Origin of the sequence: Burkholderia reimsis (genome assembly GCF_003294055.1) — a bacterium.
Lineage (GTDB): Bacteria > Pseudomonadota > Gammaproteobacteria > Burkholderiales > Burkholderiaceae > Burkholderia > Burkholderia cepacia.
This window is the reverse complement of sequence record NZ_QMFZ01000025.1, coordinates 42,078-60,935: the sequence shown is the minus strand read 5'-3', so window position 1 is coordinate 60,935 and position 18,858 is coordinate 42,078. Positions and strand designations below refer to the sequence as shown.

Sequence of the window (18,858 nt, the reverse complement as noted above, 5' to 3'; positions counted from 1 at the left end):
TCGAGGTGACGAAGCCGGCGTTACGACCGGAACGTGCGGCCGGCCGCATGCAGTGCGGCGATGCGCGGCGACACGCGATAGCGGTCCTCGCCGTAGCTCGCCGCGAGGTTCGACAGCACGCGAAACACGCGGCCGACGCCGATCGCATCGGCCCACGCGAGCGGGCCGCACGGGTAGTTCACGCCCTTCTCCATCGCGAGATCGAGATCGGCGGGCGAGCACACGCCCTGGTTCACCGTGTCGGCCGCCTCGTTCGCGAGCATCGCGACGGTGCGCATCGCGACCATGCCCGGCACGTCCGCGACGCCGACGACGCGAAAACCCGCCTGCTGGAACAGGCCGACCGCGTCCGCATAGGCCGCGTCGCTGCACTGGAGCGCACGCGTCAGCGCGACGAGCCCGGCCTGCGTGTAATCGCGCGCCAGGTCGACCAGCACGAGATCGGCCACGCCCGTCTGCGCGGCGCGCGCGGTCGCGGTGCGGCCGTCGGTCAGCGCGATCGATGCACGGCCGGCCGTCGCGAGCAGGTCGTCCGCATGCGTGCCGGCCTGCCGGGCGCCCGCGATGCGTGCGGTGAAGCGCGTATGCAGCGCGGCGGCCGGGCCGTCCTGCGCAAACAGCGCGACGTCGGCCGGCGCGTCGCGCGGGGCTTCGAGATCGGGCGCGGGCGGCGTCGCGCCGTCCGCATACGAGTAGAAACCGCGCCCCGACTTGCGCCCGAGGAAACCCGCGTTCACGAGTTCCTGCTGGATCAGCGACGGCGTGTAGCGCGGATCGTTGAAGTACGCGCGGAACACCGATTCGGTCACCGCGAAGTTCACGTCGTGGCCGATCAGGTCCATCAGCTCGAACGGCCCCATCCGGAAGCCGCCGGCCTCGCGCATCACCGCGTCGATCGACGCCGGCGCACCACCCTGTTCGTTCAGCACGCGCAGCGCCTCCGCGTAATACGGCCGTGCGACGCGGTTCACGATGAAGCCCGGCGTCGATTTGGCCATCACGGGCTGCTTGCCCCACGCGGCGGCGGTCGCAACCAGCACCTGTGCGACTTCGGGCGCGGTCGCGAGCCCGCTGACCACCTCGACGAGCGCCATCAGCGGGGCCGGGTTGAAGAAATGCAGGCCGGCGACGCGCTGCGGCGCGCGCAGCCCGGCCGCGATCGACGTGATCGAGATCGACGACGTGTTGGTCGCCAGCAGGCACGCGTCGTCGACATGGCGCTCGAGCGTCGCGAAGATCTCGCGCTTCACGTCGAGCCGCTCGGCGGCCGCCTCGACGATCAGCGCGGCACCCGCGAAATCGGCCAGCGCACGCACCGCGCGGAGCCGGCTGCCTGCCGCATCGGCCTGGGCCGGTTCGAGCCGCCCCTTCTCCGCGAGCCGCGTGAACTGCGCGCGGATGCCGGCCAGTGCCTTGTCGCAAGCGGCTTCGTTCAGGTCGTACAGCAGCACCGTATGGCCGGCCGCCGCCGCGACCTGCGCAATGCCCGCGCCCATCGCGCCGGCACCGATCACGCCGACGACGGCCGACGGCGCCAGCGCGCCCGAGTTCACCGAATGTGCAGAAGAAACAGCCATCGCTTGCGATCCGTCATGAAGTGGAAGTGCGAGCGATTATAAACCGACCGGTCGGTAGATTTATGTCAGGGCGTGCCCGAATTTGTCGTGCAAGAGACCGTTACGGAAACTGCAAAGACAAAAAATTCGAACGATCGGGGCACTTTTTGCAAACCGAAAGGTCAATGAAAGCACTCGAATATGAGATAGTGACCCCCGAACGCCTGATAAAATTCGGCAAACCGCCGGATTTCAGGGGGAAACCGCGTGTCACGCCGCCACCGCCGTCCATTGCCGGCCGCCCTTCCGGGGTCGGAATCGAGCCTCCGGCACGCGCGTCGTCTCACGCGCCCGCCTCGCCGTTTGCGGCGGCCGCATCGAATCGTTTCATCCCGCGACGGGCTCCGGCCCGCCCGCGCCCCTCGCTGCCGCGCGGCAGCGAACCCAGGGCAGCACCGTTGCGTGCTGCCGCCCTTCGGTTTCATCACCCTCGTTCGGCGGATAGTACGGCCGGGCTTCGTCAACCCGTGACGGCGCGTCGCGCGTCGCCACTCGCATAAGGAAACCCTCCATGCCGCTCTCGTCCAACCAGCTCCCGCGCTGGACCCTCGTGGCCCCGCTTGCCGCATGGCTGGTCCTCGCGCTGTCGCGCGTCGTGCCGGCCGAAGGCCTCGTCATCGCGGTGTTCGCCGCCGCACTCGCCGGCGCCGTGTTCGCCGCCGTCCACCACGCCGAAGTCGTCGCCCATCGGGTCGGCGAACCGTTCGGCACGCTCGTGCTCGCAGTCGCCGTGACCGTCATCGAAGTCGCGCTGATCGTGTCGGTAATGCTCGGCGCCGGCCCCGAGAAATCGGGCCTCGCACGCGACACCGTGTTCGCCGCCGTGATGATCATCTGCAACGGTATCGTCGGCATCTGCCTGCTGGTCGGCGCGTGGAAGCACGGCGAGCAGGACTTCCAGGGGCGCGGCGCGAGCAAGGCGCTCGCGGTGCTGGCTTCCCTGTCCGTGCTGTCGCTCGTGATGCCGAACTACCTGAACGCCGCACCGGGCCCGTTCTTTTCGAAATCGCAGCTCGCGTTCGCCGGTGTGTCGTCGCTCGTGCTGTACGGCGCATTCGTGTTCGTGCAGACCGTGCGTCACCGCGACTACTTTCTCACCGCGCACGACAGCGCGAACGAATCGGTGCACGCGGCGCCGCCGAGCAGCCGCACCGCGCTGATCAGCCTGCTGCTGCTGTTCGCGAGCCTCGTCGCGGTCGTGCTGCTCGCGAAGCTGCTGTCGCCGGCCGTCGAGCATGCCGTATTGCGGCTCGGTGCGCCCGAAGCCGCGGTCGGTATCGTGATCGCCGCGCTCGTGCTGCTGCCGGAAGGGCTCGCGGCCGTCACCGCCGCACGCGCGAATCGCCTGCAGACCAGCATGAACCTTGCGCTCGGGTCGGCGCTCGCGAGTATCGGGCTCACGATCCCGACCGTCGCGGCCGTGTTCATCTGGGTCGGCCAGCCGCTCACGCTCGGCATCGGCCCGATGGAAACCGTGCTGCTGGCACTGACGCTGCTCGTCAGCACGCTGACGCTCAGCCAGGGCCGCACGACGGTGCTGCACGGCGTCGTGCACCTGTCGCTGTTCGCCGCGTACCTGTTCCTGTCGATCACCCACTGACGCCCACCTGCGCGCGGCCCGGCGAATCACCTCCGCCGGGCCGCACGCAGTCCTTCACGTCCCTTCCATTTCGCTCACTTCACGCCGCCGTCAGCGCACCGGAATCACCAGATGCTGGCCCGCCAGGATCAGGTTCGGGTTGGCGAGGTTGTTGCGGCGTTGAATCTCGCGATAACGCTGGCCGCTGCCGAGCTTGCTCGCCGCGATCATGTTCAGCGTGTCGCCCGCCTTCACCACGTACGTGTGTTCGCCCGACGCGGCCGCGGTCGTCACCGCCTGGTCGCTGACGAAGTACTTGCGCAGCAGCTCGAGATACTGCGGCGACTGCTTGAGCTTCGCGATCGCGGCGTTCAGGTAAATCAGCAGATCCTGGTCATCCGCGCGCACGCCGATCTTGTACGCGATGTTCGAGCCGTCGAGCTTGGTCACCGCGAATTTCAGGTCGGTGCCCTTGATCGAGCTGACCGCGAACGGATAGTCGTAGATGAACGCATCGACCGCATGGCCGTCGATGCTCTTCGCGATGAACGCCGGATCGGAATCGTCGACTTCGACGAACTTCACGTTCGGGTACTGGCGCGTGACGAACGCACGCACGTCCGGGTCGCCCTTCAGGATGCCGACCGTCTTGCCCGTGAGATCGTCGGTCGAGCGGATCGCGGCGCCTTGCCGCACGATCAGCGAATAGCCGAAATCGTCGACGTACGGCACCGAATAGACGACGCCCGCCGGCGTGTTGTCCGGGAACGTCAGCCCGTCCATCGCCACGTCGACCACGTGGTTCCCCTTCGCGTCGGTATCGAGCAGTTGCTTCGGCACGCCGGGGTACGTGTCGACCTCGTGACGCGTATCGACGACGACCGGCTTGCCGCCGTGCGAGAACGACGGGTCCGCGAACAGCAGCCGCGCGAACTCGACGTTGAAGCCGTGCGGCGAGCCCTTGTCCTCGCCGAAGAACGGTTCGCTCGGGTTCTGCACCGAGATCCGCACGATGCCGTTTTCGGCGATCGATTTCAGCGTGCTGGCCTGCGGCGTGAAGCCGGCCGGCAGCACGCTGGCCGACGGCGGCGTCTGCGCCGACTGGCCGCTGTCGCCGTTTTGCGCGGATGTCGAGGCCGGGGCCGCGTCATGCGCGGGAATCAGCGTCGACAGGCCGCCCTGATGAACGATCCATACGCCGACGAGCACTACCAGAAACGCGATGGCGCCAAGCAGTTTTTTCATGGTTGCGTGCCTGCAGGAAGTTATTGTTGTTTCGACGGCAGCTGCGCGGGGTTCGCCGCATCGAGCCCGGGCGCGTGCGGTGCGTTCGCCACCGCCTGCTGCTGCGCCTGCTTGACCTCGGGGTTATCCATCAGCGACGTCTCCATTTCGGAGAACGCCTTGTTGACCGAGCGCATCACCGAATCGACGGCCACGTCGGTCTTGATCTGCTCGAACGTGTCGGACGCCTGCCGGCCCGCGAGCTTGTTCATCTGCTGCGCGGCCTGCGACATGTCCCACATCGCCTTCGCGCGGTCGATCGCCGACGCAAAGTTCTTCAGCTCGGCCTGCACCTGCTTGTAGCGCCCCTCGCGGAACGAGAGCAGTTGCTTCATCGTGTCGAGCTGCTGCCTGAAGCGCGGCGCGTCGTCCGGATACTGCTTCTCGAACAGTTCCGTCTTGTTCTCGAAGTTCTTCACCTCGGTACGGAACGCGGTGATGCTGTCCGCGAATTTCTGTGCCGCCTGGCGCTTTTCCGCGAGCTGGTTGATCAGCGTCTCGATCGGATTCGCCTGCGCCTCCTCGACGATCATCTTCACCTTCTGGTTCGCGAACTTCATCGCGATGACCGGCGCCAAGTAGATCGCGCCGAGACCGATCACGCCCGCCGTGACCAGCGCGATCACCCCCTTCAGGATGAACAGCGCGGCCGGGGCCGCGATCGCGACGCCGGCGATGATGATCGCCCACTTGACCAGCTTGACCTTGCTACTCCCCGAACTGCCGTTTGCTTCTTCATTCGAAAGCTGCGACATGAGTTTTTCTCCTTGAACCTCGAACCGAACTGCTTGCGTGTGCTCTTTCAAGCTCAATCGAAATGCTTCGGACTTCGGTGCCGCCGGGCAGCCAGGCAAAACCGGCGGCGCAATACAAGGACGGGCGCGACGGGCGTCACGAGACGCCGGTGTAGGCGCCGTTCAGGATGCGGTCATGAAGGATGGCGGACGGTGCCGCGATGCGGCGCGCCGGACGGGCGCCGTTCGTCGTCGCGGCTCGCGCGCGAACGGGAAAGCGTACCGAGGCACGGTACGAAACGGGATGACGGATACGTGACGCGACGGGCGTCGGGAGAAGCGTGGTTCCGGCGGGCCGACAGACGCGGGGCCGGTATTCCGGTACGAGTGCGTAAAGGCTCATCGTTGTTCTTCTGCGTATCGCGGGTGCAGGAACCGCGCGGCCGGCGCGTCCCGCTCCAAATGCACGAGCGTATCCTGCGCCGACCGGCATGCAGCGTCAAGCAGTTGTCGCAGTGCAGCGAAGCGCTGCGTTCCTCCGCTGGAACACCGGCAGCGAAACGGCTTTCAGTACGGTAAGGATTCGCAGGACTGCGACCCGTCGTGCTCGGTCAGGATTGCTTGTCATCGCATGCGCCCCCCTTCCGGACTGAAAGCTTGTCACATCGCCGGGCGGATGCCCCGGCGCATCACGTCGCCGCGCCGCCCCGCTCCTGCGCGAGAAACCGCTCGACCATCGCATTGAACACCGGCAACGCAGGATTGTCGTTGTCCGTGCGCCATGCGAGATACAGCTCGGCCGCCACGTCGGTGCCCGCCAGCGGCCGGAACACCACGCCGTCGACATGCAGTTCGCACGCCGACGCCGGTACGAGGGCGGCGCCCAGGCCCGCGCGTACGAGGCCCAGGATCGTATGCGTCTGCCCGACGTAATGCAGGTAGTTCGGCAGCCGCCCCGCGTTCGCGAACAGGCCCGAGATCAGGTCGTGGAAGTATTTCCCCTCGTTCGGCGAATACGCGATGAACGGCTGCCGGTCGAGATCGTCGGGGCCGATGCGCTCGCACGCGGCGAGCGGCGCCCCCTCCGCGACCGCGACCAGCATCGGTTCGCGCTGCACGAGCCGGTATTCGAGCGGCTGGCGGGCGGCCCGCTGGCGCACGAAGCCCGCGTCGAGCATCCGCGACGCCAGCGCATCGATCTGCACGGTCGACACCATCTCGCGCAATTCGACGTCGACGTCCGGCAGCGCATGCGCGGCATGCGCCAGCAGCATCGGGATCATCCGGTACGCGCTGACCGCCGTGAAGCCGAGCGTGATGCGGCCGGCGCCGCCATGCGCGACGCGCTGCGCGGCCTGCTCGGCCCGTGCGGAGAATTCGAGAATGTGCCGCGCGTCGCGCAGGAACCGCTCGCCGGCCGCGGTCAGGCTGACCTGCCGGCTGCTGCGTTCGAGCAGCGCGATGCCGAGCGCATGCTCGAGCAGCTGGATCTGCCGGCTGAGCGGCGGCTGGGTCATGAAGAGCCGCCGGGCCGCGCGACCGAAATGCAGTTCCTCGGCGACCGCGACGAAGCAGCGAAGCTGGTGCAGTTCAATCATGCAATTCTTGAATCGATCGATCGTCTCTGGACGTTAGACCGATATCGATACGATTTCCATACTCGATTGCACCCGATGCACGGCCGGGGCCGCGCAGGACGTCAGGCGCGCTTGCGGCCGCCCGGCGACTGTTCGGTGGTCAGCCGGTCGAGTTCGCGCAGGTCGTCCTCCAGCGCGGGCGTGAGCGTCGTGCGCAGGTGGTCGAGGAACGTGCGGATCTTCGCGTCGAGATAACGGCGCGTCGCGTAGACGGCATACACGCTCACCGTCTGCAGCCGATAATCGGGCAACACGCGGATCAGCCGCCCTTCGCGGATGTCGTCGAGCACCGTATACAGTGCGACGCACGCGATCCCGCGCCCGGCGCGCACCGCGACACACAGCGCGTCCGGCACGTTGACCTGGAACGGCGCGGGCTGCAGCTCGTAGACGGCCTCCTCGCCATCGTTGCGCTCGAGCCGCCATTCGCCGGCCGGCGATGCGGGCGTGTCGAGGCGCAGGCACACGTGGTTCGGCAATTCGTCGGGCGACTGCGGCGTGCCGTGGCGCGCCAGGTATTCGCGCGACGCGACGAGCACGCTGCAGCTCGTGCCGCAGGTCTGCGCGACGTAGCCCGAATCGGGCAGTTGCGACGCCGTCACGATCGAGACGTCATAACCCTCCTCGACGAGATTCGGCATCCGCTGCGCAAGCGTCAGCTCGACCGACACGTCGGGGTTGTCCTCCTGGTAGCGAACGATCGACGACACGACATGACTCTGCCCGAGCCCCGTCATCGCGTGGATGCGCATCTTGCCGCTCGGCCGCAGCAGTGCGTTGCGCGCCTCCGCGTTCGCGTAGTCGATTTCCGCGAGGATCGATTTCGCGCGCTCGAAATAGCGTTCGCCGCTTTCGGTGAGGCCGAGGTGGCGCGTCGTGCGATGCAGCAGGCGCGTCTGTACGTGCGCTTCGAGGTTCGAAACCGCGCGCGACACCTGCGCGGTGGTCGCGTCGATTTCCTTCGCGACCGCAGTAAAACTGCCGGCTTCGACAACGCGCACGAACAGGCGCATGTTTTCGAGCATGTCCATTGAATTGGCTTGGGGAGAGTCAGTGGGGAGGCGTCGGCAGCGCTCGCGTCAGGTGAGGAACGGAACGCGGCCGCGAACCACGTCGAATCGATCACCGTGCCGGGAGAAAGGCGGGAGAGCGGGCATCGCGTACGTGGTTCTGGCATGAAGGGGGGATTCAGTGGCCCGAATTGTACGCCGCTACAGACAAATTTGCGCTATTGCCAGGACCGCAACCTTTCATCGGATGAAAGGTTTTTGCAAGACACGCATGCCACGCACATGCAACGTCTTGATGCGGCGCGACAATTTATATCACAACGAGATATAATTCGCGGCTCGTCGCTGCGCGCGCCCGCGCTGTCATCTTTACCGCTTACCGTCCATGTCGTCAGGCTCACCTCCGTCGCGCCGCACGTTGCGGCAATGGCTGCACAGCTTCATTCCCCATCCGATGTCGCTGGGCTGGCGCGAGCGCCTGCGTTCGTGCATGGGCGCGCTCGTCGGCATCGCGACAGTCGGCGTGACCATGCGCGTGCTGCCTGGCGTACCGGGCCTCGTGCCGCTGCTCGTCGCGCCGATGGGCGCGTCGGCCGTGCTGCTGTTCGCGGTGCCGGCGAGTCCGCTCGCGCAGCCGTGGTCGATCATCGGCGGCAATCTCGTCGCGGCGACGGTCGGTGTCGCCTGCGCGCAATGGATCGCCGATCCGATCACGGCCGCCGCGGTCGCGATCGCGTGCGCGATCGGCGGCATGTTCGCGCTGCGCTGCGTGCACCCGCCGTCGGGCGCCGTCGCGCTCACGGCCGTGGTCGGCGGCCCTGCGATCCATTCGCTCGGGTTCCGCTTCGTGCTGGAGCCGATCGCGCTGCAATCGGCCATCCTGCTGTCCGCCGCACTCGCCTATCACACGCTGACCGGGCACCGCTACCCGCACGGCGGCATGCGCCCCGAAGCGAAACCGCAGGCGGGCGGCGCCACTCCGGCGCGCGGCCGCTTCACACGCGGCGACCTCGACGCGGTGCTCGAGCGCCGCGGCGAATGGCTCGACGTCGATCCGGACGACCTGGAAGCACTGCTGCGCGAAACCGAGATGCAGGCCTACTCACGCACGTTCGGCCAACTCTCGTGCGCCGACCTGATGACGAAGAACGCGATCGAAGTCGCGCCGTCGACATCGGTAATGGCCGCGCTCACGCTGCTCGACCGTCATCGCGTGAAGGCGCTGCCCGTCGTCGACGGCGAAGGCCGCCTGACCGGCATCGTCACGCGCGCCGACCTGACGCGCCAGCCGCGCCGCCCGACCCCGCTGTGGCAACGCCTGTCCGCGCGGCTGCCGCAATCGTTCGGCGGCCAGCCGGCGAGCGTCGCCTCCGTGATGACCCGCGACGTCGCGTGCGTGCCGGAAACGATGCCGATCACCGCGCTCGTCCCGCTGTTGACGCATTCGGGCCACCACCACATTCCGGTCGTCGATGAATCGCACCGGCTCGTCGGGATCATTACCCAGACGGATCTCGTCACGGGCCTCTATCGGCAGACGCAAATGCTCGATGCCGCCTGACGTGTGCCGCGCACGTAACGCCATGTAGCGGCCGGTGCAACGCGGAACGCGTCCTGTCTGCACGAATTCGGCTATTTATATCATGTTGTGATATATTCAACGTCACCGTAACCGACTGCCCGACCGACCTCGATGAACGATACCCGACGCGCGCTGACGAAAAGCGATTTCCAGCAACTATCCGAGTTCCGCTACCAGATGCGCCGCTTCGAGCGCTTCTCCGAGCGCGCCGCGCAAAGCGAGGGCGTGACGCCGCTGCAATACCTGCTGTTGCTGCACATCAAGGGCTACCCGCATCGCGAATGGGCGACCATCGGCGAACTCGCGGAACGCCTGCAGGCGCAGCATCACGGAGTCGTCGCGCTGGTCACGCGCTGCGAAGCGCTCGGCCTCGTGAAGCGCAAGACCAGCGAAGCGGATCGCCGGCAGGTCGAGGTTCACCTCGAGCCGGCCGGCGAGACGCTGCTCGCCCGCCTCGCGGCCATGCACCGCGCCGAGCTGAAGTCGCTCAAGGGCGCGTTCCAGGTTCCGCAGATCGATTTCTGACCCTTTCCTTTTCCGCGCCGATGAACGCCCCACACAAACGCGATTTCTCGACCAACGAACGCCTGCCCAGGATCGCGTTGCTTGCCGCCGGGATCGGCCTGCTCAGCACGCTTGCCGCGTTCGTGCTGTTGAGCCTGATCCATCTGTTCACGAACCTGTTCTTCTTCCAGCAGTTCTCGTTCGTCGAACGCTCGCCCGCTAACAACACGCTGGGCGCGTGGGTGATCGTGGTGCCGGTGATCGGCGGGCTGATCGTGGGGTTGATGGCGCGCTTCGGTTCGGAAAAGATCCGCGGCCACGGCATTCCGGAAGCGATCGAGGCGATCCTGTTCGGCAAGAGCCGCATGTCGCCGAAGGTCGCGATCCTCAAGCCGCTGTCGTCCGGCGTCGTGATCGGCAGCGGCGGCCCGTTCGGCGCCGAAGGCCCGATCATCATGACGGGCGGCGCACTCGGCTCGCTGATCGCGCAGTGCGTGCACGTGACCGCCGCCGAGCGCAAGACGCTGCTCGTCGCCGGCGCGGCCGCCGGCATGACGGCCGTGTTCGGCACGCCGGTCGCCGCCGTGCTGCTCGCGGTCGAACTGCTGCTGTTCGAATGGCGTCCGCGCAGTTTCCTGCCGGTCGCCCTGGCATGCGCGGTGGCGGGTTTCGCCCGCGCCGTGTTCTTCGGCGTCGATCCGCTGTTTCCGCTGACGACGGCCGCGCCGACACCCGTCGCGCTGCTGTCGTGCATCGTCGCGGGCCTGCTGTCGGGCCTGCTCGCATGCGGGCTGTCGGCCGCGCTGTACCGCGTCGAGGACACCTTCGCGAAGCTGCCGGTGCACTGGATGTGGTGGCCCGCGCTCGGCGCGATCGTGATCGGCATCGGCGGCTGGCTCGAGCCGCGCGCGCTCGGCGTCGGCTACGACGTGATCGGCGACCTGCTGCACCAGCACATCGCCTTGAAGATCGCGCTCGCGCTGCTGATCGTGAAAGCCGTGATGTGGGTGATCGCGCTCGGCTCGGGCACGTCGGGCGGCGTGCTCGCTCCGCTGCTGATGCTCGGCGCCGGCCTCGGCACCGTGCTGTCGCCGATGCTGCCCGGCGGCGACCCGATACTGTGGCCGCTCGTGTGCATGGCCGCGACCCTCGGCGCGACGCTCGGCGCCCCGCTCACCGCGATCGTGTTCGCGTTCGGCCTCACGCATGACGCGAACGCGCTGCTGCCGCTGCTCGCGGCGACGCTCGTCGCGCACGGCTTCGCAACCATCGTGATGAAACGCTCGATCATGACGGAAAAGATCGCACGCCGCGGCTATCACATCTATCGCGAATACGGCGTCGATCCGCTCGAACGGCACGACATCGGCGAAGTGATGACGTCCGCCGACCTGCTCGTCACGATCGACGGCGCGGCGACGCTCGATGCCGTCGAGTCGCGGTACTTCGGCGCGAAGCAGACGCACCGTGCGTACCCGGTCGTGCAGAACGGGCGCCTGCTCGGTCTCGTCGATCGCGCGACGCTCGATGCGCAGCGCGCGCAGGCTGCAGCCGACACGCCGATCTCGCGCGCGTTCGCCGATCGTGCGCCTGCGATTGCCCAAGCGCACGAAACGTGCCGCGTCGTCGCGTCGCGACTCGCGATGCTCGGGCTCGAGCGCCTGCCCGTCGTCGCCGACGAGCACTCGATGCGCATCACGGGCATCGTATCGCGCAGCGACCTCATCAAGCCCGCGTTGCAGCACGTCGACGACGAACAGAAGCGCGAGCGCTTCCGCCCGATCGTCCCGGCCAACCTGCGCGACATCGGCACGCGCAAGGCCGGCTGACCCACTGCACTGCGCGGCACCCTCGCCGCGCACGCGCCGCTCGCGTCACCTCTGCGCACGACGCGGCACGCCCGTCGCGTGCCGCGTCGCATTCCGTCGCTTCCCCTGTTTAAAGTTGGTTAACAATTCGACGGCCGAAAGTTTGTCATCATGGTGCTCATGCGACGGGGCCAACCATCAGCCATTCCACTGCGCACAATCAAATAAAGAGTTGCGGCACGGCATGCACACGCATGCCGCTCGCCGCGACCATCCCTTCACCACACGACCGGGCAGCGCGCCGACCACGCCGCGCATGACGTCGAGCCGCACACGATGCATGCCGTGCCGCAGCAAAGTGCACAGCATCGGAGTCGCCATTTGGCAAGCGCGTTAACAACTTGTTTCGGAATAGCCGGAACCGTGCTTGTTCGATGCGATCTCACTTGCACGCAGTCCTGCTGCGCATCCCACTCAATCAATCACGACTCGAGGGAGATAACGTGAACGCGAAATACTTACCGCTCATCGCATTGACCGTGGCATTTTCTGCTCATGCAGCCGATTCTGCCCTCCAAAACGTGGGACAAAGCCAGAAGCCCGCCGACCAGGTCGCGCAATGCATCGCCAAGACCTGGGCCGACAAGTCGCAGCAACAAGTGACGTCGCAGTATGAACTCGCGAACGGCCTCGCCATGGCCGTGTATGCGCCGGGCCAGCAGCCGCCGAACGGCGCCGCGGCCGTCGTGCGCCCGGCCAACGCCGCGAATGCAAAGACGTGGGTCGGTTTCCGCGGCGGCGACGCATCGTCGGCCGGCGACATCAACGCCTGCCTGTAAGAGAACAGGCGCTCCGGATGGCCTTGCGCCATCCGCTTGTGACGAGCCCCGCTTCGGCGGGGCTTTTCTTTTGCTGCGCGCGTCTTACAGGTAGCTGCAGACGTAATCGAGCGTCTCGAGCACTTCGATGTCGAAGCGACTCTTGCCCGGCACCGAGAACGATTCGCCGGCGCCGTAGGTCTGCCATTCGCTGCTGCCGTCGAGCTTCACGCGGCACTTGCCGGCCTGCACTTCCATCAATTCGGGCGCATCGGTGCCGAAGTTGAGCGCGCACGGCAGGATCACGCCGAGCGTCTTGCGCGTGCCGTCCGGGAAGAGCACGGTATGCGACACGCACTTGCCGTCGAAATAGACGTTCGCGCGCTTGACGATCGATACGTTGTCGAATTGGGTTGCACTGGTCATGAAATGCCTCTGCTTGCTGGATGCCGGATGGCGATGTTGTTGGAGGCCGGCCGGAGCGGCGGGCCGGCCGCTATGATACCGGCTCGCGCGGCGGGCGCCGCGATGACGTGTGCGCCGCGCAAGCCACGTGCCTGCCGGGCAACCGCAACGCCGCACGCCAGATCGTCAGGATAACGACACATGATGGTCGCTGGCCGCCGGTGCAGGTTCACAGCAGCCCCTTGCGCCTCGCGGAATCGCGCAGGCAATCGAGCAGCATGGCCGCTGCCGGCGTCAGCGGGCTGTCGCGACGTGTGATGACCTGCACCGATACGGCCGGCAACCGCTCGCGGATCGGCAGGACCGCGAACTGGTCGCGCGCCCACTCGCCCTGCAGCAGCTGCTCGGGCATCGAGGCAATCAGGTCGCAACCCATCATCAGGCTGCGCGCGAGCCCGAAGCTCGGGCATTCGACGACGCGCGCCGGCACCGGCAACCCGTAGGCGACGAACGAATTGAACAGCACCTGCGTCGAGCTTTCGGGCGACGGATTCATCAGCCAGTCGGCTTCGACGAGATCGGCGAGCGACGTGGCCGATGCGAGCGGATGCCCCTTGCGCGCAACGATCAGCGAACGGCTCGAATACAGTTCGGCGTGATCGAACTCGGCGGCCAGCAGTTCGGGCACGACGACGGCCACCGCGAAATCCAGCGAGCCGTCGTGCAGCCGCGGCAGCGCGACGCCCGGAAACCCTTCGACGATACTGACGCGCGCCACCGGAAAACGCCGCCGGAACGCGCGAAACGCATCGGGCAGGATCGTCACCGCGGCGGCCGGCGTGACCGCCGCCGCGACGGAGCCCGTCATCGCCCCCTGCGCCTGCTCGATGTCGTCGCGGGCGCGCTGCATTTCGGCGACGATCAGCCGCGCGCGCACCTGCAACTGCTGGCCGAACGCGGTGAGCTGGACGCCGCGCGCGGTGCGCACGACGAGCGACACGCCGAGCGCGATCTCCAGTTCCTTGACCGCCTTCGTCAATGCCGCCGGCGACACGTTCAGGCGCCGCGCGGCCGCGCGAATGCTCCCCTCTTCCGCGACGGTGACGAACGCTTTCAGCTGATGGTATTTCATGGCGGCGACGCGTGATCCGTGGAAACCCTGTGCTGCACGGCACACACCGGCTCAGGGTATTCCCGAGCGGCAACCGGTGGTGAGCACCAAAGCAATTTATCAGCTTCTGGTACGCAAAAGAAATTTATATGCTTGCTCGTCATATGTGCGTCAAACGCCCCAGCCGCCCCACAGGAGAGACCATGCTGCAAGCCGTGAACCCCGTCATCCCCGGTATCGCCGCGATCGCGCCCGAGCTGGTCGAGGTGCGCCGCCGCATCCACGCTCACCCCGAACTCGCATTCGAGGAAACGCTCACGAGCGACCTCGTCGCCGAGCTGCTCGCCGGCTGGGGTTACGACGTGCATCGCGGCATCGGCAAGACGGGCGTGGTCGGCGTGCTGCGCGAAGGGCAAGGCACACGCACGGTCGGGCTGCGTGCCGACATGGATGCACTGCCGCTCGCGGAGGCCACCGGCCTGCCGTACGCGAGCCGCCATGCGAACAAGATGCATGCGTGCGGCCACGACGGCCACACCGCGATGCTGCTGTGCGCGGCGCGCCACCTCGCGGCGACGCGCCGGTTCTCCGGCACGCTGAACCTGATCTTCCAGCCGGCCGAGGAAAACTTCGGCGGCGCGAAGGCGATGATGGACGACGGCCTGTTCGACCGTTTCCCGTGCGACGCGATCTTCGCGATCCACAACATGCCGGGCCGCGCGGCCGGCGACATGGCCTTCCGCGCCGGCGCCGCGATGGCATCGGCCGACCGTGTGACGATCACGCTGCGCGGTGTCGGCGGCCACGGCGCGATGCCGCATTTCGCGCGCGATCCGATGTCGGCCGCGGGCAGCATCATGGTCGCGCTGCAGACGATCGTCGCGCGCGAGGTCGATGCGCAGCATGCGGCCGTGATCACGGTCGGCAGCGTGCAGGCCGGCGAGACCTTCAACATCATTCCCGAAACCGTCGTGATGAAGCTGTCGGTGCGCGCGCTGAACGCCGACGTGCGCGCGCTGCTCGCGCGCCGCATCGAAGCGCTCGCGAAAGGCCAGGCGGAAAGCTTCGGCGTCACGGCGGAAGTCGACTACGACTACGGCTACCCGGTGCTCGTCAATCACGCCGAGCCGACTGCATTCGCGGCCGACATCGCGCGCCGGATGCTCGGCGCCGAGCGTGTCGAAACCGACACAGCGCCGCTGATGGGCAGCGAGGATTTCGCGTTCATGCTCGAAGCGCGCCCCGGCTGCTACGCATTCATCGGCAACGGGATCGGCAGCAAGGGCGGCTGCATGGTGCACAACCCCGGCTACGACTTCAACGACGACATCCTCGCGATCGGCGCGAGCTACTGGGTTCGCATCGCCGAAGCCTGGCTCGCGGCCTGACGGCCCTTCATCCCATCGTTTCGCGCCAACCGGGGGAACCCCACATGGAAACGTCCGCCCTTTCGCTCGCCGGCACGCCGGTCGATGCTCGCGCCGCCGCGAAGAAACGCCGGCTGATCGCGGCCGCCGCCGTCGGCAACGCGCTCGAGTTCTACGACTTCACGGTCTACAGCTTCTTCGCGATCCTGATCGGCAAGCTGTTCTTTCCCGTGCATTCGTCGTTCGGGCAATTGATGCTCGCGGTCGCGAGCTTCGGTGTCGGCTTCGTCACGCGCCCGCTCGGCGGGCTCGTGATCGGCATGTATGCCGACCGTGCCGGCCGCAAGAAGGCGATGATCCTCACGCTGTTGCTGATGGCGCTCGGCACCGCGACGATCGCCGTCGCGCCGACCTACGCGCAGATCGGCCTCGCCGCCCCGCTCCTGCTCGTGCTCGCGCGCCTGCTGCAAGGGTTCGCGTCGGGCGGCGAAGTCGGCGCGTCGACCACGCTGCTGCTCGAACAGGCGCCGCAGCATCGTCGCGGCTTCTACGCATCGTTCCAGTTCTCGAGCCAGGGACTCGCCGCGCTCGCCGGTGCGCTGACCGGCGTCGCGCTGACGTCGACGCTCAATGCCGCGCAGCTCGAAAGCTGGGGCTGGCGCGTCCCGTTCATCATCGGCACGCTGTTCGTGCCGCTCGGCTACTGGCTGCGCCGCACCGTCGAGGAAGTGCCGGCCGCCGCGCCCGCCGCCACGCACGACGAGCCGGTCGCATCGCTGCCGCTCGCCGACGTGCTGCGCCATCACGGCAAGGCCGTGTTCGCGGGCCTCGGCGTGACGATCGGCGGCACGTCGATCCACTACATCATCGTGTTCTACATGGCGATCTACGGCGTGCAGGTGTTGCATCTGCCGACCTGGCTGTCGATGACGGCCGGCTGCGTCGCGGGCGCAATCCTGATGCTCGTGACGCCGATCGGCGGCCACCTGTCGGACGTGTACGGGCGCAACCGGATCGTCTGGTGGACGCGCATCGTGCTGATGGTCGCGATCTATCCGGCATTCATCGCGCTGAACCGCTGGCCGGGCGCGGTGTCGCTGCTGTCGATCATCGCCGCGCTGTCGATCGTGCACGCGATCAACGTCGGTGCGACGGGTGCGATGCTCGGCGAGCTGTTCCCGCGTGCGGTGCGCGCGACGGGCGGCGCACTCGTGTACAGCGTGGGCGTTGCGATCTTCGGCGGCTTCGCGCAGTTCTTCGTCACGTGGCTGATCGCGGCAACCGGCAACCCGAATGCGCCGGCGTGGTATGCGATTGGGTGCGGCGCGTTCACGCTGCTCGCCATCCGCTGCATGGACGAAAAAGCCGGGAAGGCACTCGACTGACCGGTGGGCGATGCCGGATGCGCGATTGACGCAGTACGTGCGCATCCGGCATGATCGCTCCATGCGCCACACCACGACCGCCTCCTCGACCACGACGCGCACGACCGCCTTCGGCGGGCTCGTGCGGCGAGTGCGCGCGAGGTCGTAGCGCCACGATTCCTCACAGGCCCCGCCGGTTCCGGACGGGGTCTTGTCGTTTCTCCGTCCGTATCGGTCACTCAGGAGAAACGCCATGCCCTAAACCTCTTCCCCGAAACGCGCACTGCTCGTCGTCGACATGCAGGTCGGCCTGTATCACGGCCCCGAGCGGCCCTACGACGGCGAACGCGTGCTCGCGAACATCAACCGGTTGATCGGCCGCGCGCATGAAGCCGGCGCACCGGTATTTGCGGTGCGGCACACCGGCCCCGCCGGTTCGCCGATCGCACCCGACTCGCCGCTGACCGCACTGTTGCCCGAACTCGCAATCGATGCCGCACGCGATACCGTGTTCGCCAAAACGCAGTCAAGCTGCTTCACCGGCACGCCGCTCGCCGCATGGCTGCAGGCGGCCGGCATCGGCGAGATCGTGATCGCGGGGGTGAAGACGCAGTACTGCGTCGACACGGCGTGCCGTGCGGCCGCCGATCATGGTTTTCGTGCGGTGCTCGTGACCGACGCGCATACCTGCATGGATACGCCCGAACTGCCGGCCGAGCGGATCGTCGCGCATCACAATGCGACGCTTGGGGGGCCGTTCGCGACGCTTACCACGACCGACGCATGCGTGTTCTGACCGGCAACGGGCACGCGCCGTCGAAGCAACAACGCACGGGCGGCAACCGTTCGTGCGTTGTTGCGTGCAAGGCGTATACCTTCGCCGCTCAAAACGTATGCATCATCCCCACATACGCCCCCGTCTGCGACTCGCCCGTCATGGGGCTCGTCCCCGACGTCGCATCACGCGGCGTCGCGAGCAGCGAGAAGTTCGAATTCCCGCCGTTGCGCACATACGCGACCGTGCCGTACAGGAACGTGCGCTTCGACAGGTTGTACGTGGTGCCGAGCACGTACATCATCGCGTGCCCCGACGGATCGTGCGACGCGTCTCCACCGCCGTCACCCACCTTCACGTAGTAACCGCCGCCCGTCACGGCCCATTGCGGCGTCGCGGTGTAGGTCGCACCGAGCCAATAGTGATCGGCGCGATCGGCCACCCCGGCCGGGCTGTCCGGCGCCTGGTAGTGCGTATACGCGCCCTGGATCTTGAACTTCGACACCTTGACGTTCGCACCGACGAAATACTCGCGCGATGCGGTAAAGATGTTGCTGAACTTGCCGTTGTTGTCGCGCAGCTCATCATAGATGCCGCGTACGTCGAGCAACGGTGAGTGGTACGAGATCATGATCCCGTCCGAGCGGCCGAAATCGTCGGCCGCGCCGTAGTTGAAGCCGCGCGACTGGTTGCCGAACGCATATTGCGCCTGCACGTCGAAGCCGCCGATCACGGGGCTGTGATATTCGATGTTGTTGCTGGTCTGCTGCCAGTTGCGGCCGCGCACGAGCGATGCCGACGAAAACGCCTGCTGGACGAACGGGTCGAATTCCCACACCCCGTCGCTGTCGATGAACAGGTTTCGGCCGGCCTGCAGCTGGCCCCACGTGTCGCTCTTGAGCCCGACATATGCGCGCCGCGACCACATGCGCCCGCCGCCCGTCGTGCCGTTCATCACCTGGAACGCGGTCTCCAGGTTGAAGACCGTCGACAGCCCGCCGCCGAGATCCTCGAAGCCCTTCAAGCCGAACATGCTGGTGCCCCAGTCGCCGCCTTCGGCACTCCAGCGGGTCGCACTGCCGCCGTTCGGCTGCGCGATGTGGTTCAGGTATTCGATGCCGCCGTCGATCCGGCCGTACAGCGTCACGCTCGTCTGTGCAAAGGCAGCCGCCGGTGTGGCGGCCGCGATCAGCCATGCGAAATGTTTGAGTCGCAAAATGATGCCCCCTCGGAGTCTCGACCTTCCCGCGCGCGCCCCATGCGC

17 protein-coding genes are annotated in these 18,858 nt (G+C 67.1%); 8 read left to right on the top strand and 9 right to left on the bottom strand.

Annotation, left to right across the window (positions count from 1 at the left end; genetic code table 11):
• Nucleotides 1-20: 20 nt before the first annotated feature.
• Nucleotides 21-1,577 (bottom strand): 3-hydroxyacyl-CoA dehydrogenase, encoded by a 1,557-nt coding sequence (locus tag DPV79_RS26025; protein ID WP_113046814.1) that lies wholly within the window; start codon nt 1,575-1,577, stop codon nt 21-23.
• Nucleotides 1,578-2,127: 550 nt separating this feature from the next.
• Between DPV79_RS26025 and DPV79_RS26015 the strand changes: the two genes are divergently transcribed.
• Nucleotides 2,128-3,216: a calcium:cation antiporter gene (locus tag DPV79_RS26015; RefSeq protein ID WP_021162015.1), complete on the top strand. Its 1,089-nt coding sequence runs from the start codon at nt 2,128-2,130 to the stop codon at nt 3,214-3,216.
• Nucleotides 3,217-3,306: 90 nt separating this feature from the next.
• Here DPV79_RS26015 and DPV79_RS26010 read toward each other — a convergent pair whose 3' ends face one another.
• The 5 genes from DPV79_RS26010 to DPV79_RS25995 form a co-directional block, all read right to left on the bottom strand.
• Entirely contained in the window at nt 3,307-4,440 is a 1,134-nt protein-coding gene (locus DPV79_RS26010; protein ID WP_113046813.1) for a transporter substrate-binding and LysM peptidoglycan-binding domain-containing protein, read from the bottom strand.
• Nucleotides 4,441-4,460: 20 nt separating this feature from the next.
• Nucleotides 4,461-5,234 (bottom strand): hypothetical protein, encoded by a 774-nt coding sequence (locus tag DPV79_RS26005; protein ID WP_059496838.1) that lies wholly within the window; start codon nt 5,232-5,234, stop codon nt 4,461-4,463.
• 136 nt (nt 5,235-5,370) lie between these two features.
• A complete protein-coding gene (locus DPV79_RS42785) occupies nt 5,371-5,616 on the bottom strand; it encodes a hypothetical protein (protein WP_155638216.1) in 246 nt (81 codons plus the stop codon).
• A 286-nt stretch (nt 5,617-5,902) separates the two neighbouring features.
• Nucleotides 5,903-6,811, bottom strand: coding sequence for a LysR family transcriptional regulator (locus DPV79_RS26000; protein WP_113046812.1), 909 nt, complete (start codon nt 6,809-6,811; stop codon nt 5,903-5,905).
• A 101-nt stretch (nt 6,812-6,912) separates the two neighbouring features.
• Complete coding sequence (locus tag DPV79_RS25995) at nt 6,913-7,881, bottom strand: LysR family transcriptional regulator (RefSeq protein ID WP_021162020.1); 969 nt, start codon at nt 7,879-7,881, stop codon at nt 6,913-6,915.
• Nucleotides 7,882-8,245: 364 nt separating this feature from the next.
• Between DPV79_RS25995 and DPV79_RS25990 the strand changes: the two genes are divergently transcribed.
• The 4 genes from DPV79_RS25990 to DPV79_RS25975 all read left to right on the top strand — a co-directional run bounded on the left by DPV79_RS25990 (nt 8,246) and on the right by DPV79_RS25975 (nt 12,593).
• Complete coding sequence (locus tag DPV79_RS25990; protein WP_059488050.1) at nt 8,246-9,421, top strand: HPP family protein; 1,176 nt, start codon at nt 8,246-8,248, stop codon at nt 9,419-9,421.
• 132 nt (nt 9,422-9,553) lie between these two features.
• Nucleotides 9,554-9,967, top strand: a complete 414-nt coding sequence (locus tag DPV79_RS25985; RefSeq protein ID WP_021162022.1) for a MarR family winged helix-turn-helix transcriptional regulator — start codon at nt 9,554-9,556, stop codon at nt 9,965-9,967.
• A 20-nt stretch (nt 9,968-9,987) separates the two neighbouring features.
• Nucleotides 9,988-11,775 carry a chloride channel protein gene (locus DPV79_RS25980; protein ID WP_113046811.1) on the top strand — a complete coding sequence of 596 codons (1,788 nt, stop codon included), beginning with the start codon at nt 9,988-9,990 and terminating at the stop codon, nt 11,773-11,775.
• A gap of 482 nt (nt 11,776-12,257) precedes the next feature.
• A complete protein-coding gene (locus DPV79_RS25975) occupies nt 12,258-12,593 on the top strand; it encodes a hypothetical protein (protein ID WP_021162025.1) in 336 nt (111 codons plus the stop codon).
• 84 nt (nt 12,594-12,677) lie between these two features.
• On the opposite strand, the gene ppnP is transcribed toward DPV79_RS25975, so the two are convergent.
• Nucleotides 12,678-12,998: a pyrimidine/purine nucleoside phosphorylase gene (ppnP, locus tag DPV79_RS25970; RefSeq protein WP_021162026.1), complete on the bottom strand. Its 321-nt coding sequence runs from the start codon at nt 12,996-12,998 to the stop codon at nt 12,678-12,680.
• Between the two features lie 208 nt (nt 12,999-13,206).
• A complete protein-coding gene (locus tag DPV79_RS25965; RefSeq protein WP_027791844.1) occupies nt 13,207-14,109 on the bottom strand; it encodes a LysR substrate-binding domain-containing protein in 903 nt (300 codons plus the stop codon).
• 182 nt (nt 14,110-14,291) lie between these two features.
• Between DPV79_RS25965 and DPV79_RS25960 the strand changes: the two genes are divergently transcribed.
• From DPV79_RS25960 to DPV79_RS25950, 3 genes are all read left to right on the top strand, one after another.
• A complete protein-coding gene (locus DPV79_RS25960; RefSeq protein WP_113046810.1) occupies nt 14,292-15,476 on the top strand; it encodes a M20 aminoacylase family protein in 1,185 nt (394 codons plus the stop codon).
• A gap of 44 nt (nt 15,477-15,520) precedes the next feature.
• On the top strand, nt 15,521-16,840 hold the full coding sequence (locus tag DPV79_RS25955; protein WP_059589001.1) for an MFS transporter: 1,320 nt from the start codon (nt 15,521-15,523) through the stop codon (nt 16,838-16,840).
• A gap of 262 nt (nt 16,841-17,102) precedes the next feature.
• Nucleotides 17,103-17,615 (top strand): cysteine hydrolase family protein, encoded by a 513-nt coding sequence (locus tag DPV79_RS25950; RefSeq protein ID WP_279636596.1) that lies wholly within the window; start codon nt 17,103-17,105, stop codon nt 17,613-17,615.
• Nucleotides 17,616-17,703: 88 nt separating this feature from the next.
• On the opposite strand, the gene DPV79_RS25945 is transcribed toward DPV79_RS25950, so the two are convergent.
• Nucleotides 17,704-18,810: a porin gene (locus DPV79_RS25945; RefSeq protein WP_021162030.1), complete on the bottom strand. Its 1,107-nt coding sequence runs from the start codon at nt 18,808-18,810 to the stop codon at nt 17,704-17,706.
• Between the last annotated feature and the right edge of the window lie 48 nt (nt 18,811-18,858).

Excerpts from the sequence above, each read along its gene's own strand:
- DPV79_RS26025 (WP_113046814.1), bottom strand. The coding sequence starts at position 1,577 with ATGGCTGTTTCTTCTGCACATTCGGTGAACTCGGGCGCGCTGGCGCCG.
- DPV79_RS26015 (WP_021162015.1), top strand. The coding sequence starts at position 2,128 with ATGCCGCTCTCGTCCAACCAGCTCCCGCGCTGGACCCTCGTGGCCCCG.
- DPV79_RS26010 (WP_113046813.1), bottom strand. The coding sequence starts at position 4,440 with ATGAAAAAACTGCTTGGCGCCATCGCGTTTCTGGTAGTGCTCGTCGGC.
- DPV79_RS26005 (WP_059496838.1), bottom strand. The coding sequence starts at position 5,234 with ATGTCGCAGCTTTCGAATGAAGAAGCAAACGGCAGTTCGGGGAGTAGC.
- DPV79_RS42785 (WP_155638216.1), bottom strand. The coding sequence starts at position 5,616 with ATGAGCCTTTACGCACTCGTACCGGAATACCGGCCCCGCGTCTGTCGG.
- DPV79_RS26000 (WP_113046812.1), bottom strand. The coding sequence starts at position 6,811 with ATGATTGAACTGCACCAGCTTCGCTGCTTCGTCGCGGTCGCCGAGGAA.
- DPV79_RS25995 (WP_021162020.1), bottom strand. The coding sequence starts at position 7,881 with ATGGACATGCTCGAAAACATGCGCCTGTTCGTGCGCGTTGTCGAAGCC.
- DPV79_RS25990 (WP_059488050.1), top strand. The coding sequence starts at position 8,246 with ATGTCGTCAGGCTCACCTCCGTCGCGCCGCACGTTGCGGCAATGGCTG.
- DPV79_RS25985 (WP_021162022.1), top strand. The coding sequence starts at position 9,554 with ATGAACGATACCCGACGCGCGCTGACGAAAAGCGATTTCCAGCAACTA.
- DPV79_RS25980 (WP_113046811.1), top strand. The coding sequence starts at position 9,988 with ATGAACGCCCCACACAAACGCGATTTCTCGACCAACGAACGCCTGCCC.
- ppnP (WP_021162026.1), bottom strand. The coding sequence starts at position 12,998 with ATGACCAGTGCAACCCAATTCGACAACGTATCGATCGTCAAGCGCGCG.
- DPV79_RS25965 (WP_027791844.1), bottom strand. The coding sequence starts at position 14,109 with ATGAAATACCATCAGCTGAAAGCGTTCGTCACCGTCGCGGAAGAGGGG.
- DPV79_RS25960 (WP_113046810.1), top strand. The coding sequence starts at position 14,292 with ATGCTGCAAGCCGTGAACCCCGTCATCCCCGGTATCGCCGCGATCGCG.
- DPV79_RS25955 (WP_059589001.1), top strand. The coding sequence starts at position 15,521 with ATGGAAACGTCCGCCCTTTCGCTCGCCGGCACGCCGGTCGATGCTCGC.